General features: G+C 53.0%; 11 protein-coding genes and 2 pseudogenes. 8 read left to right on the top strand and 5 right to left on the bottom strand.

Annotation, left to right across the window (positions count from 1 at the left end):
* Positions 1-14: 14 nt before the first annotated feature.
* A complete protein-coding gene (gene feaR / locus DL239_RS04360) occupies positions 15-935 on the bottom strand; it encodes a transcriptional regulator FeaR (RefSeq protein ID WP_167682664.1) in 921 nt (306 codons plus the stop codon).
* 324 nt (positions 936-1,259) lie between these two features.
* Here feaR and DL239_RS04365 point away from each other — a divergent pair, with 324 nt between their 5' ends.
* The 6 genes and pseudogenes from DL239_RS04365 to DL239_RS04390 all read left to right on the top strand — a co-directional run bounded on the left by DL239_RS04365 (position 1,260) and on the right by DL239_RS04390 (position 7,619).
* Positions 1,260-2,528 carry an ABC transporter substrate-binding protein gene (locus DL239_RS04365; RefSeq protein WP_167682666.1) on the top strand — a complete coding sequence of 423 codons (1,269 nt, stop codon included), beginning with the start codon at positions 1,260-1,262 and terminating at the stop codon, positions 2,526-2,528.
* A gap of 62 nt (positions 2,529-2,590) precedes the next feature.
* Complete coding sequence (locus DL239_RS04370) at positions 2,591-3,316, top strand: ABC transporter ATP-binding protein (RefSeq protein ID WP_167682668.1); 726 nt, start codon at positions 2,591-2,593, stop codon at positions 3,314-3,316.
* Complete coding sequence (locus tag DL239_RS04375) at positions 3,303-4,007, top strand: ABC transporter ATP-binding protein (protein ID WP_167682670.1); 705 nt, start codon at positions 3,303-3,305, stop codon at positions 4,005-4,007. Before DL239_RS04370 ends, DL239_RS04375 begins: the two co-directional genes overlap by 14 nt.
* Positions 4,004-4,876 carry a branched-chain amino acid ABC transporter permease gene (locus tag DL239_RS04380; RefSeq protein ID WP_167682672.1) on the top strand — a complete coding sequence of 291 codons (873 nt, stop codon included), beginning with the start codon at positions 4,004-4,006 and terminating at the stop codon, positions 4,874-4,876. The genes DL239_RS04375 and DL239_RS04380 overlap by 4 nt, the downstream gene beginning before the upstream one ends.
* A complete protein-coding gene (locus tag DL239_RS04385) occupies positions 4,869-5,879 on the top strand; it encodes a branched-chain amino acid ABC transporter permease (RefSeq protein ID WP_167682674.1) in 1,011 nt (336 codons plus the stop codon). Before DL239_RS04380 ends, DL239_RS04385 begins: the two co-directional genes overlap by 8 nt.
* Before the next feature lie 695 nt (positions 5,880-6,574).
* Positions 6,575-7,619 (top strand): annotated as a pseudogene (locus tag DL239_RS04390) (tyrosine-type recombinase/integrase).
* 393 nt (positions 7,620-8,012) lie between these two features.
* Here DL239_RS04390 and DL239_RS04395 read toward each other — a convergent pair.
* Together DL239_RS04395 and DL239_RS04400 are read right to left on the bottom strand one after the other, a co-directional pair.
* Positions 8,013-8,930, bottom strand: coding sequence for a transcriptional regulator GcvA (locus tag DL239_RS04395; protein WP_167682676.1), 918 nt, complete (start codon positions 8,928-8,930; stop codon positions 8,013-8,015).
* A 583-nt stretch (positions 8,931-9,513) separates the two neighbouring features.
* Positions 9,514-10,482, bottom strand: a complete 969-nt coding sequence (locus tag DL239_RS04400) for a LysR family transcriptional regulator (RefSeq protein ID WP_206188331.1) — start codon at positions 10,480-10,482, stop codon at positions 9,514-9,516.
* A 96-nt stretch (positions 10,483-10,578) separates the two neighbouring features.
* Here DL239_RS04400 and DL239_RS04405 point away from each other — a divergent pair, with 96 nt between their 5' ends.
* Positions 10,579-12,318, top strand: a complete 1,740-nt coding sequence (locus DL239_RS04405; protein WP_167682680.1) for an arylsulfatase — start codon at positions 10,579-10,581, stop codon at positions 12,316-12,318.
* 353 nt (positions 12,319-12,671) lie between these two features.
* Positions 12,672-13,305, top strand: a pseudogene (locus DL239_RS04410) (tyrosine-type recombinase/integrase).
* Between the two features lie 284 nt (positions 13,306-13,589).
* On the opposite strand, the gene DL239_RS04415 reads toward DL239_RS04410, so the two are convergent.
* Positions 13,590-14,255, bottom strand: coding sequence for an ankyrin repeat domain-containing protein (locus DL239_RS04415; protein ID WP_167682682.1), 666 nt, complete (start codon positions 14,253-14,255; stop codon positions 13,590-13,592).
* Between the two features lie 56 nt (positions 14,256-14,311).
* Positions 14,312-14,794: a GlcG/HbpS family heme-binding protein gene (locus DL239_RS04420; RefSeq protein ID WP_167682684.1), complete on the bottom strand. Its 483-nt coding sequence runs from the start codon at positions 14,792-14,794 to the stop codon at positions 14,312-14,314.
* Between the last annotated feature and the right edge of the window lie 69 nt (positions 14,795-14,863).

Genomic DNA, 14,863 nt, shown 5'->3' on the forward strand with positions numbered 1-14,863 from the left:
GCCCCAAGACTGTATTAGTTCTGTTGTCGATACGCGCGCGGCGACATACCATATTTTACCTTAAAGGCGCGCGAAAAGTGAGCGGCGTCACCGAACCCCCAGCGGAACGCGATGCTGGTAATATTTTCGTGTTGGTGTTGGGGGGCGCGCAGTTGGCGGGCGCATTTCTGAAGGCGTTGTTCGCGAATATAGGTACCCAGTGTTCCCTTGCGGCCCTCAAACAACCGGTAAAGTGAACGAACCGACATGCCGACCGCCACAGCAATGTCCTCTGGTGCCATTTCATTCTTTAGGTGCTGATCAATAAAGGTCGCGACCCGCGAAAAATCCCCGATGTTCCCGCCGGTCCGTTCAGAATCATCTGCCATGGGCGCCAGCAAAGTCACCATTGCCTCTTCCATTGCCTGGCTTTCGTGGTCGCCAAATAAGCGGTGGCTGGGCGACATCTGGTGTAGAAAACCGGCCAACACTTTTCCAACCGGGGATTGCGAGGAAAGGGTTTCGCAGACCCGGGCCGAGCCAAATTTTAGGCGTGGTTCCAAAATATCGCAGGGTATGTGGAACGAGTAATGCTGGGTCGCCTCCAGATATGTGAATTCGGACTGATACCGAGAGTCAATCAGAGCGAAATCTCCAGGATTTAGCAATGCCTGTTTGTCCTGCTGCGACAAAACTGATCGGCCAGAGTTTTGATAAATCAGGAAAAAATCTGATGGGTCTTCCGATTTGATGTGCTTAGGCAGCTTACGAAGCGAGTGGGCGTTTGTCCGGATTGAGGCAAATTCCAAACTGGAAAGTTTTTCCAGTGAGATGCATCCCATGAAGTCCGAAACGTTATCCTGAGACTTTGTCTCAAAGCCGCCACAGATGAGCTGAATTTGCTTGCGCCAACTCTCAAGCCTCGCTCTTCCGTCGGAAAAAACGGGGCGATCCATAACGTGATCTATCTGCAAGTTTTGCGTCGCATCCAACGTACTCAATACCAATACCACCCCCGAATTTACGAAAACCGTAACAACAGATCCCAAATTTAGTCAAGAAATACGGTGAATTGGAAATCTCGGGCATTTCGGCGGCAATTGGCGATGCTGGTCAATAACGTGGCAACAGCAGTCAAGAGACCGCGGATTATCCTTCCTAACCTGAGCCCCACAATAGATGAGAATTTGGGACATCAATTGCTGTCGGCAGAAACAGCAAAAGCATGTGTGTCAGATGGAAACGGCCAAACGTCCCAAACGCAACAAAGGGAGAATGACATGAGTTTAAGTAAAGGCACATCAAGGCTTGCGCTTCTAACATCGGCGGCGGCACTTACCCTTGGTCTGGGTGCAGCAGGCGCGTGGCCAGATACAATCAAAATTGGTTACATCAGCCCACTGACGGGCTCGCACGCCGAGTTCTCTGAAACTGATCCATTTGTGCTGGCGACAATGCAATCGTTGCTGGAAAACGGGTTGGAGATCAGCGGAGAACATTACGATGTCGAGATCATCTCAAAAGACAGCCAGTCCAGCACTGACCGGGCCGGCAATCTGGCAGCTCAGCTGATTTATGACGACGATATCGACCTCTTGCTCATTCAGGACAGTCTTAGCTCCATCACCGCCGCAGATCAGGCAGAACTGAACGGCGTGCCTGCAATTTCAACCATGATGCCATGGCAGGCGTGGATGTTCCCGCGCGGCGGCGATCCTGCGGTTGGATTTGAGTGGAGCTATCATTTCTTCTGGGGTTTGGAAGACGTGATTGCGGCCTATCAGGATATCTGGACATCGGTTGACACCAACAAGACAGTGGGCGCGATTTATTCGGCCGATCCGGGTGGCGAGGCGTTTGGAAGCGCAGATTTTGGCATTCCCGCAGCGCTGGGGCAGCTAGGCTTTGGGCATGTGAACTCGGGCCATTTCCAAGAGGGCATTGCAGACTTCTCACCGCAGATCTCCAAGTTCAAAACCGAAGGGGTCGAGATCATTGCCGGGCATTCGCACGTACCTGATTTTTCAACCTTCTGGACCCAGGCGGCCCAGCAGGAACTGGAGCCAAAAGTTGTGACCATGGCAGCAGCTTTGCTGTTCCCGTCCGGGCTTGAGGCGCAGGGTGATCGCGGTGACGGCCTAACCACAGAAGTCTGGTGGACACCGGGCTTTCCTTACAGTTCATCGTTGACCGGGCAAAGCGCTGCAGAGCTGGCTGGGCAGTATGAAACCGATACAGGCCGCCAGTGGACACAGCCGTTGGGTTATTCGCACGCGATCTGGGAAATCGGGATCGAGGCGCTGAAACGCGCTGGTGACCCGCATGATAAAGAAGCCGTGCGTGATGTTCTGGCGAGTGGAAATTTCGATACCATTGTTGGGAACGTCAACTGGGCAGACACACCGATCAAGAACGTTGCCAAGACCAAAGTTGTTGGTGGCCAATGGCGCTTGGGTGGCGATCATCAGTACCAATTGCTGATCACCAACAACGCTTCCGCACCTGAAATCCCTGTTGAGGCAAGCGTGGTCCTTTTGGGCGACCTGTAAGAGACGACCATTTCTGCGCCCGCCCAAATGCGGAGGGCGCAGATAATTTCGGGGGTAGGGAAATGCTTGAACTGAAGAATTTGACCAAGGCCTATGGGGCCTTGCGTGTTGTCGACGATATGACGCTTGAAATCGCCCAGGGGGAAACGCTGGGTATCATTGGTCCAAACGGGGCGGGAAAGACATCGTTGTTTTCGGTCATTGCGGGACAGGTCGCAGCCGACAGCGGAGAGATCCGGTTTTGTGGTCAGGACGTGACCCGCAGACCTCCATTTGAGCGTTGCAAGGCAGGGCTGGGCCGGACGTTTCAGGTCCCGCGTCCGTTTCACGGCATGACTGTCTTTGAAAGCGCTCATGTCGCGGCCAGTTTTGGTGCTGGGCTGTCAGGGCAAGCCGCCAGTGATTTTGCTGCCCAGGCGGTTGAGCGGACCGGGCTTCTCCGGCACCTAAACGAACCCTGTTCGTCACTTACCCTGTTGGACCGAAAACGGATGGAGTTGACCCGTGCGCTGGCAACCAATCCCAAGATGCTGCTGCTTGACGAAATAGGTGGCGGGCTGACCGATCATGAAATCCACGAGCTGATCGATATTCTGAACCAAATCCGGGACTCAGGCGTGTCAATCGTCTGGATCGAGCACATCGTTCATGCGCTGACATCTTTTGTCGACCGGCTGATCGTCATCAATTTTGGACGCAAAATCGCGGACGGAAACCCCAAAGAAGTCATGGCCCTGCCTGAGGTGCATGAGATTTACATGGGGGTCGATATTGATGACGCTGCTTGAGGTCGAAAATATCAAATCCGGTTACGGCCCGATCACAGCTTTGTTTGGGGTCAGCCTGTCGCTGAGCAAAGGTAAAACGCTGGCCCTGATCGGTGCCAACGGTGCGGGAAAAACCACACTGCTGCGCACCCTTACCGGCCTCAATAAGGTCAGCGATGGCAGTGTTACTTACGAAGGGCAAGACATCTCATCCCTGAGTTCTCATCAGATCGCGTCACTGGGCATCACAATGGTGCCCGAAGGGCGTCGGTTGTTTCCGTCGCTCACGGTTGAGGAAAACATTCTGATGGGGCGCTGTTCGGGACGCAATGGCCCATGGGAACTGGACAAGGTGTACGAGCTGTTTCCGATCTTGAAAGAGCGGCGCAATCACCTTGGGACAATGCTGTCCGGAGGGCAGCAACAGATGGTCGCCGTTGGCCGTGCGCTGATGTCGAACCCGCAGGTCCTGCTGTGTGACGAACTGTCTCTGGGACTGGCGCCAATCATCGTTCAGGACATCTATAAAACCCTTCAGGTGGTTTCAGATGCCGGGGTCAGCCTGATTATTGTTGAACAGGATATCCAGCAGGCTATCGCCAACTGTGATGAGTTCATGTGCATGCGGGACGGGTTGATCGTTTTGCAGGGTACCAAAGAGACCGCAAATAGAGCGGAAATTGCACATGCTTACTTTGGGACAGACAAATGACCGGATTGATTGACATGTTGGTGCAGGGCCTCCTGCTCGGGGGCTTCTTTGCGCTGTCCGGGCTTGGGTTGTCCCTGAGCTTTGGCATTATGCGCATCGTGAACATTGCACATGGTGATTTTCTGGTGGTTGCGGCCTATCTTGGCGTGGTGATCACCGGGCTCTTTGGGATAAACCCGATCGTCGCCATCGCTTTGATTATGCCGTTGATGTTCGTTCTGGGCTGGGGATTGCAAAAAACCATTCTGAACAGGGCCGTAGATGGCGGAGAGCTGTCGCCGTTGCTAATCACCTTTGGCCTGTCGATTGTGTTGCACAATGCACTACAAGAGATCTTTTCAGCCGACTTCAGAAGCCTTGATGCAGGTCCGGTCGAAGTGGCCAGCCTTGCCATCGGCGACATTCGGATAGGCTGGTTTGCTTTGTCGATCCTGATCGTAGCAGTTCTGGTTTACGCACTTGTGAGCTGGCTTATGCGCAAAACCACCTTTGGGCGCATCGTGCGCGCCACAGTGGACGATCCAGAGGTTTCGGGACTGATGGGTGTAGATACCAAAAAGGTGTACTGCCTTGGCATGGGTATTTCGATGGCCATTATCGGTATTTCGGGTGCTCTGTACGGCATCAAATCCTCGTTTAGTCCGCTCACCGGCGGCGATCAGTTATTGTTTGCCTTTGAGGCGGTGATTATCGGCGGAATGGGGTCGATCTGGGGCACCTTACTAGGGGGGCTGACACTTGGGATTGCGCAGGTCATCGGGTTCTCTATCCACTCTGGCTGGGGCGCGTTTGCCGGGCATTTAGTGTTCTTCCTATTCCTGTTTCTAAAGCCGTCGGGCTTGCTTTCTAAGGGAGATTCCCATGTATGATGCCCTAACCCAAAGCGCGGTCTGGCGGGTAAAGACTCCCAAATCCGGACTGGTTGCTATTGCTTTGGCCGCGATTGTTCTGGCCTTAGCGCCGGTCGCTATTGGACCCGGAAGCCTGCGGCTGTTGGTCGAGGTTTTTACAATGATCGCTCTGGCGCAGGCCTGGAACCTGTTGGCGGGCTACACTGGATTTGTTTCGGTCGGACAACAGGCGTTCATCGGCATCGGGGCATATGGGATGTTCGCCGTGGCATTGAAGATGGGGTTGAACCCATTCAGCTCGGTCCTCGTGGGGGGCATAGTCGCTGCTGTGATCGGGGCTTTTGCGGCGCTTGCCCTGTTTCGGCTAAGAGGTCCCTATTTTGCCATTGGCACATGGGTTCTGGCCGAGCTGTTTCGGATATTCTTTATCAACACGCAGTACTTCGGTGGCGCCAGTGGTCTGACTTTGGCTCGGGTTCTGCGCGGCATCCCACGCGATGTCCGCCTTAACACAACCTATTGGCTGGCTCTGGCTCTGGCTCTGGGATCGACCTTGTTAATCTACCTACTGTTACGCTCACGCTTTGGTCTGGCGGTTCGCACCGTACGGGACAACGAAGCCAGCGCAGAAAGCGCCGGCGTCAATGTTTGGGGCACCAAGTTCATGGTGTTTGTTCTGGCCTCTTTCATCACCGGTTGTGCAGGTGCGATCCTTTATCTCAACACCATGTTTGTGGGCGCCAATGCCGCCTTTTCGGTGAAATGGTCCGCTCTCATCATTTTCGTGGTGATCATCGGCGGTATCGGGACAATCGAAGGTCCGATTGTCGGGGCTCTGGTGTATTTCACACTACGTGAATACCTGTCTGACTTTGGAACATGGTACATCATCACCTTTGGCCTTGTGGCCATCGCGGCAATGATTGTCGCCCCGCAAGGAATATGGGGCTATGTTGCTGGCCGGTTCAAGTATCATCTCTTTCCGGTAGAGGCCGAAATTTCAAAGGACTTGCCGCGGTAACTCGACTTTGGTGATATGCCCCCCGACGGTATTGATGTACCAAGGTGGGGCAGCGACGTTTCACTGGGGAGAGTGGTCATGTCGGAGATTGTCACGGTTGGTTTCGACTTGGAAAATGTGTTTCAGCTTCACGGATCTGACGACGCGAGCGGAGCGGCTCTGCGTAAGGCGTTGCAATGAGAGCAGGTGTTGGAATTTTTTGGTTTCGCGAGCTTCCGACACGTCCTGCCTGACGTCAGCGCTTATTGGTCCCGATAGGGCAATTTACTAAGAGGGGTTTTCACGCTCATCGTAACTACTGAAGAGTGACCGATGGGAAAACAACCAAAATCCCTGCGGGCAGATCGCCAAAGACCTAGCGACTGACATGGTGCAACTTACTAGCCAGGCCAAACATTGATATCCAAGCCAGTTGCACAATACCCGACGGATGCCATGCTTTCGCAGTCGTTCGATACTGCAATCATTTTGCAGTGAAAGTCCTCTTGACCTCCTAAAGTCAATAAAATAGATCCTGAAAATGTAGAGTGGGCGTTGTGTAATGATAAGACCTCAGCCTTCCAAACAAAGCTCCTGAGTTTCGTGGCGTATCACTGAGCCTCTTAGTCTTTCTTTTTGTTGACTTTTGTATCGCATCTGGTTGCATAGAGTAGCACCCAGTTGCGTACTGCTACCTACAAAAGGCCGACAAAGTTATGCCGAAGCTCACAGAGACATTTGCCAAGAAATTACCTCATGCAAATTCCAGTACGGACAAATACTGGGATGCCGAAGTTAAAGGCTTGGTATTTCCAGAAAGATGTTGGCGGTCAGACCAAGCGCATCTTGATCGGCCGGTTCCCGATCATCTCGGCGCAAGCTGCGCGGCAGACAGCCCTTGGGTTTGCTCTGGAGATGGGCAGAGGCGCTGGGAAAGTGGCGCAAATCGGAGCACCTACTCTTGAGGCTGCGATGGAGCTGTATCTTGCGCGCCCAAAACTTCGCTCAGAGAACCACAAGAGCGGAACACGTGCCCAACTGGAACGACACCTCAAGGATTGGATGCGGTTGCCTCTAGACGAGATCAGCAAGGCGATGTTGGTGCGTCGCCACCAGGACATGGCCAAGACACCATCTGGTGCCAATCATGTTCTGCGCAGTTTCCGGACAATCTACAACCATGCACGCCGGACCTACGATCTGGCTGAGTGCCCTACGATGGCTATCGAGTGGTTTGAAGAAACACCGGATGGCCGGATCATTGGGGATTTGAAGGAGTAGCGGCAAACAATCGACGATCTGAGCAACCCAATTCATCGCGTATTCTTTGAATTTCTCCTGTTTACAGGTCTCAGAAAGACCGAGGCACTTACTCTTCAATGGAAACAAGTCCAGGAAGATCGGATCCACTTGCCGATGACGAAGAACGGCCGGAGTTTTGATCTGCCTATCCTGCAGGTACACCATGAGATCCTGGCACCGCTGCGCCCTCTCAGCCGTCAATGGGTGTTTCCGTCTCCAAAGTCGGTGGCAGGGCACATCACGAAGCCGGAAAGGATCAAATTCAACCCGCACATGCATCGTAGGACATTTGCGACAGTCGCGATGGAGGCTGGGGTTCTGGAAGAGATCGTTGGTCGGCTGCTAAACCATACGCCCCTATCGATAACCGGGCAGAGATACACTCGGCCATCTTTGGATACGCTTCGACCCGCCATGGAAATCGCATGCAAGGAAATCTCGGATCGTATCGAAAACTAGTGCCGTCAGCTGAACAGAATTTCATAGCCAGACTGCGGTTATTGGCTTAGTTTTGGGGTCGACCCGAGCTCAATGTGCACCGCTCTCCCCTGCCCGTGATAGACAACTGTGTCAACGTCGAGTTGTCGATGCAGATGGGCTTGCCTATTGGTGAAGTGACCATCGTTGCTCACGGAGTCTGCAGCGGCTTAGCGGGCCCTCCAGACCGCCACAGGGATCAGTGAAACTGAAGCTTCAAACCTGACCGGACTCCATCAGATTGCGTCCAACCGCAGGTTTGGATGGCCCTGCGCATCACCTATTTTGATGTAAACGCCAAGTCCGGACCTTGTTCGATCCTTGCAGCTTCATCAACTCTGCTCGTTTCCATCTGGGTTTGTTCAGAATTTGTCCCTAAGCAATTCCCGTCCTGTTGCTTTCAGCTTCAGCCAGCAGCCATTCGCAGAATACATTTACTTTCATTTGGCGCCTGCGTCCCACTGGGCAGACTAACCAATAGCCCATATCCGTCCGCAAGGTAAGATCAAAAGGCCTGATCAATCGGCCCGCCTTCAATTCTTCGGCAATCGCAGAATGGCTGATCAAGGCAATACCATCCCCGTTTATTGCCGCTTCGATTGCCATGCTTTCGATCGTAAAACGGGGGCCGTGGTTCACTTTGACACCTTCGACACCGGCTGCCTTGGTCCACATGTTCCAATCCGGTATTTGTATCGTCATCTTACCCCAATCTACGTGGATCAGACGGTGATGCTTCAAGTCGTCCGGGGTTCGCAAGGGGCTATTACCATTCAGAATTTTCGGACTACAAGCCGGGCTAACTTCCTCCCCAAGAATACGCGTTACCTCCAGTCCGGGGTAATCCCCCATCCCGAGGCGAATGCCAACGTCGATACCGTCACGATCAAAATCCCGGGTTTCCAGGGATGCATCCAACCGCACATCGATATCAGGATAAAGATTGGAGAAATGAGGTAATCGTGGCAGCAACCATTTGACTGCGAAGGTGGGGACACAACTGACGGTCAAAAGGCCTGACGCCTCGTTCTGAGCCAGCCGGTCAACTGCTTCTGCTAGCTTGTCAAACCCTTCTGTGACCAATGGCAAGACCGCCCTAGCCTCTTCGGTCAATTGAACCGCCCGTGTCATACGACGAAAGAGGACGACGCCGAGATAGCTCTCCAATTGCTTGATTTGCTGGCTGACCGCGGCAGGTGTTACGAACAGCTCCTCAGCAGCCTTAGAAAAACTCAACCATCTTGCAGCAACTTCGAAGGCTTGCAATGACTTAAGCGGCGGTAGGCGACGCATACAAACCTCCGGAAACGCGACGATTAAGAAAAACTAACCCACAGACATAAAAAACATCGTTTGTGGAAAATGTCCAGAAGAGGCTAACGGAAACTATCAATCAATTATCATCCCGCAGCCAGGAGACACAAGAAAATGAACCACCCGATCAACCAATACCCCGCGCGGTCGACTGCCCTGTCGATGCTGATTTCCGAAGCGTCCTATCGCTTTGTTGTCGCCGTTGCGCGCCGTCTCCAGCGACCACAAAGCTAGCCCATACCAAACACACGATGGATGCTTGAGGTTCCATTTTAACAACGTTTATCAAGCGTGTGGATCGCAGCGAATGTCGGTACACGGCCTTCTGGTCGAAATGTAAATTGTGCAGCAATTAGGTCACTTCACGCGTCCATAAATGTAGCGAACGACCCTGAGCCGACATTCGTCACAAACCCGTTTAATGGCCGTTTCCAGACCATTGTGACAAAGGTTGCTTCTCCAAATGTGCAAATCTGACTTTAGCGGCCAATTTGCGCCCCGTGGGTTATCACAACACAGCGGACATTAAGCAGATGTGTCGAACTGATGACAAAGACTGGTTCTACTCGGCAAAACGACAGGTCAGCACTTCCCAAAGAACATCAAGCGCAGGAAAGGAAACCTTTTTGCGGCGCGCAGCACAGATGTTCCAGTTGAGCACTTGTTTGGTTTGAATTTCCTTCAGCAAACCAAGCGCGGCATGTTGTGCGACGGCATCGGCCCTCCCTCCGAAGATCAAGTCTTTTTTCGAAGCCAAATCAGCCAAAAGGCCATAGTCATCACATTCTATTTTCGGGATTAGCTCCACCATTTGCCAAGCCGTGCGGTCACCCCCAAGGACCTCAGCGATGGCGGATTTCCAGTGTTTATGAAATTTCGGAGCGATCAGGTGTTCGCGGAAGATATCCGCCAAGTGAACAGGTGCATCACTATGTATGGGGTGTTGTGGGCGGGCCCAAAAAGAAACCGGTCTTTTCTCAATAACTTGAATATCCAAATCGCTAAGATCAGGAGTGTGGGTCAAATCACAAATTGCCACATCCAGCGTCCCTCGTCGCAAGGCCTCGAGCGGTTCCTTGGTGGCACTGACCATGATCCGAATGCGCAGTTCCGGCATTTCCTGCAAAAGTTGTTCTATCAGAGGGTTAATCAGGGTGCGTGTGGTCAATGGACCGCAACCAATGTTCAGGGTCGGCGTACCAGTTGACTTTAGCTGCTCTACGCCCTGTTCAAAAATGCTACTGGCATCTTCCAGAGCATCAAGCAGGTTTAAAAACTGTTGCCCCGCTGAAGTTACCTGCGCACCATTCCGGCGGCGCTCGAATAAAATATTCCCTGCATATTCTTCGGCCTGAGTGATGTAACGGGAAAAACTTGCAGGTGAGGCCCCCACAGCTTGAGCCGCTTCACGGAAGCTTTCGTAACGGGCAAGTGCTTTCACTGAACTGATGATCTTCGTGCCAATCACAGGAGTTACTCCATCCGTTCCAATTAATGAAACGTAGTTACCAAGTCGCGATCCTGCTGTCATCACCTGTCGCATGGGTTGAGCGGACATGCATAATAATTGGCGCAGTAAACAGCGCACCATTCGCAAATTAACTTTCAACTCAAATAGGAATTTCCAATGTTTCAGAGACAAATACTCTATTCCACGTTAAGCGCATTTGCGTTTTCGTTAGGTGGGTCGGGAGCCCAAGCTGACGAGACGCGCCCCAATATCCTTATGATAATAGCAGATGATATGGGGTTCTCCGATGTCGGTGCCTTTGGCAGCGAAGTCGAAACCCCAGCCATCGACCAGCTTGCCGCCGACGGTATGCTGTTTACCAATTTCCATGTCGGCGCGTCTTGCTCGCCCACACGTACGATGCTGATTAGTGGTGTTGATAATCACCTCGCCGGCCTGGGGAATATGGCTGAAATTCAAGCTGATAACCAATTTGGAAAACCCGGATATGAGGGACACTTGAACGACACAGTTGTTACGATGCCGCGCCTGTTGCAAGATGCTGGTTACCACACATACATGACCGGCAAATGGCACCTCGGCAGCAAACCGGGATCAATCCCGCATGATCGCGGTTTTGAGAAATCATTCATATTGGCCGAAAGTGGTGCCGACAATTGGGTCGAACAGCCCTATGCGCCCTTCTATGAGCGTGTGCATTACTTTGAGGACGGAGAGCTCGCGAGCCTCCCCAAGGAGGACTACTTCTCATCGAATTTCTATACGGATCGAATGATCGAATACATCGACAGTAACCTTGATGATGGCAAACCTTTCCTCGCTTGGGTTGGATATCAGGCCATGCACTATCCCCACCAGGCCCCAAAAGAATTCATCGACAAATATGACGGTGTCTATGATGAGGGGTTCGAAGCACTACGTTCCACGCGCCTTGCCCGTCAGAAGGAACTGGGCTTGGTTTCGCCAGACGTCGGGCTCGATCTTGAGATGCTCAACACGTCTTATGAGCCATGGCAGATGCCAGATTGGGAAGCACTTACCGACGAGGAAAAGGCCTTCCGCTCACGGCAAATGCAGACTTATGCAGGCATGCTCGACAACATGGATGTCAATATCTCAAAGCTGCTTGCCCATCTCGAGAAACGCGGCATTGCGGATAACACAATCGTTGTCTTTTTGTCTGACAACGGTCCAGATCCCAATCAGCTGCCGCTGTCCGAGGCCTACCGCGAGTGGTACAAAGCCAACTACGACAAGGTTTATCTAGAGGACTTTGCTGGCGACTATTCGAGCATGGGCCAAAAAGGCGTTTACGCCGACTATGGCCCGGGTTGGGCAGCAGCGTCTGCAGTGCCGGGTAGCTATTTCAAGACATTCTCAACCGAGGGCGGCCTGCGTGTTCCTTTGATCGTGCGCTTCCCTGGCGTAGTTGAGCCAGGTAGCCGCATCGACAGTTTCTCTTATGTGCGGGACATCATGCCAACGCTACTCGAAGTAGCCGGTGTTGACATGCCTGGTCCGGTTTATGATGGCCGGAAAATCAATGTGCCGGATGGGATTAGCATGCTTCCTGTACTGATGAGTGAAACCGATACAGTTCGCGGCGATGACAATCCCGTCGGCTATGAACTTGCGGGCTCCAGCGCAGTGTTTCAGGGTCGTTATAAGTTGATGCAAAACCTTGAGCCAAAGGGAACTGGCGATTGGGAACTCTATGACATTGAGGCCGATCCGTCCGAGCTTACTAACCTTGCTGGTCAGATGCCTGATCTCGTAGAAGAGCTAAAAACTTTCTATGCATCCTACTCTGAACGGGTGAACCTTGTTCCTGTTCCGGAAGGCTACAACCCGCTCGAACAGACGGTAATTAACGCCAAACGCGGCGGTACCCACTGACAACCTACAATCTTGCACCATCCCGTTTCGGGGTGGTGCGCATATCCTTTTGTACTGCGACCCCTTGCTAATGGCCCCTTTGCGGGATCGTCTCTTCAAACTCTCGCAGTCTAACCTGCGTCATCAGATGTCCACACTCGGCTTTGCAAAGGTCACTATCTGCGCATTGCCGCCGTCGGCTCACACTGCAACGAAAGTCTGTTCTCCGCCTTAGCGTCGAAATATGCATGGTGCATCATCCGGTTTTTTGTGTTCAAACTAGGCTTTCTCAGTTCTTCTCCGGTTCGTGGTAGACAGCTGTGTCAACGTCGGGTTGTCGACGTGGATGGGCGTGGTGGATTGGAGAAAACATCATGCAATTGCAAAACTTGCCTGCTATTCGTGCCTGCCGCCCGGCATGGAACAAAGGGCGCATTGTCGGGCAAAAGCGACCACTGCTGCCCAAACACGTCTGGGCGATCCGCGTTCGCCTGGAGATCGCGGGCAATCATCGCGATCTTGCACTTTTCAACCTAGCCATCGACAGCAAACTTCGAGGATGCGATCTGGTTTGCCTAAAAATCGCTGGCGTATTTGCGGCAGGACAGGTCAAAGAGCGCGCATCGATCATCCAGAGTAAAACAAAAAAACCCAGTCCGGTTTGAGATCACAGACCGAACGAGGAAATCGCTCTTATGCTGGATGGCCGACCCATTGATGAAAGGGTCTAAGTACTTGTGGCTGGGGCGGTTCCATGAACGCCTGCACATCTCGACACGCCAATATGCGCGGCTGGTTCGTGAATGGTTCAAATCCATTGGGCTTGAACCATGCGCCTATGGAACGCATTCGATGCGCCGCACCAAGGTTTCGCAGATTTACAGGAAGACCGGCAACTTACGCGCGGTTCAGCTCCTGCTTGGTCACACAAAGATGGACAGCACGGTCAGATACCTCGGCGTTGAGTCGGAAGACGCTCTGGCAATCTCTGAAGCGGTTGAAATCTAGAAAGTTGGGCCGATTTTAGGGTCGGCCCACTCTGGATCTTCATTTTAGTCAGAGCGATCTTTCGTTTCGAGCCCGCATCTGAGATCAATGCTGTACCCTGCACATTTCGGTATTAAGGACGGTGAGCTGCTATTCGCTCCAATCTGCATGGAGGTCTGCTCAGTGGGCAAAACTGCCATTCTCCGCAGTTGCACCGACGGTGGCTATGGGAAAGTTGCAAGGAGTTTCGTGGGCACGGCAGCCTTCAAAATATCACACCTTGATAGGTGTTATTGCCATACCTCCTATTTCAGGATGTCAACCATTTCGGTGTAGCCGCGTGATGTGGCGTGTTGCAGCGCTGTAACCCCATCGCGATCGCCGATAGATTTATCTGCGCCCGCCTCAACGAGGATCTGCACCGTTTTGATGTGATCTTTGCCACCGTCACCCAAGACAACCGCTTCAATCAAAGCCGTCCACGCCAGATTGTTGATATGATCCAGTGGAGCGCCACCAGCCACCAGGCGCGCCACGACATCATGGTGCCCAAGGTGGGCAGCGGCAATCAAGGCGGTGCCGTCATAAACGCTGGTGATCAGGTCGGGCTTGTTGCCAAGCTGCATGGCAAGCGAGACCATCTCAGGATCATTCGCCACCGCTGCAATCGTCAGAACATCATAGATACCGTCTTCCAAGGTATTCATATCCGCGCCACCGTTTGCGAGAGCTATCAGCGCGTCATCATGTGAAGCAAAGGCCGCGATATGCGCAGGGGTGCGCAGGGACCGATCACGGATGTTCAGGTCAGCACCTGCTGCGATCAGACGGTTGATTTCATCTACATCGCCCTCATGGGCTGCGAGATGCAGACCGGTATAAGATACGATGTCCGAGGCAAACGGGGCCGTTTGTGCATGAGAAGCACCAGCGTTGCCAATTGCCAAAGCGAACAGCAAAAAACGAAGCATGATTTTTCCTTTTAATGAGATTGGCCCGTCCCAGTTCAGGAAGGGCCGCGATTGGATTATTCAGCGCCGATTGCGTCAAGACCTGCACGCGCACATGTCTCGTCAATTGCACCGGATGGCGCGCCACCGACTCCGATGCCTCCGACCAATGCTCCATCGATTTTGATAGGTAATCCGCCTGCCTGGATCACCAGACGGCTGTCCATATCGCGCAGGCCGCCGTTTTCAGGTTTGGCGCCAATAAAGCCCGCAAGACCTGCCGTGTCACGGCCCATGCTGGCGGATGTAAAGGCCTTACCTGTGCTGGAGCCAACTGTGTGCGGGCCTGCGTTGTCTGCGCGCAAATGCACTTTGGTCACACCGCTGCGCGCAACGATTGCAACGCTGACATTGTAGCCCTCAGCAGAGCATGCTGCGATGGCGGCTTGTGCGGATTTGGTTGCCATATTGAGCGGCAGATAGGGCGCTGTCGGCAGGTCTCGGGCAAAGGCCGCGATTGGTGTCAGAAGCGCTGTCGCAAGAGCAATAGAACGGATCATCGTGTTTCTCCTTTTGTTGAACTGATGCTCCGGTTGTAATCTGCCATGTGGATTGGCGGCATTCGTAGC

The organism is Parasedimentitalea denitrificans, assembly GCF_011813015.1.
In the GTDB taxonomy this organism is placed as follows: Bacteria; Pseudomonadota; Alphaproteobacteria; order Rhodobacterales; family Rhodobacteraceae; genus Parasedimentitalea; species Parasedimentitalea denitrificans.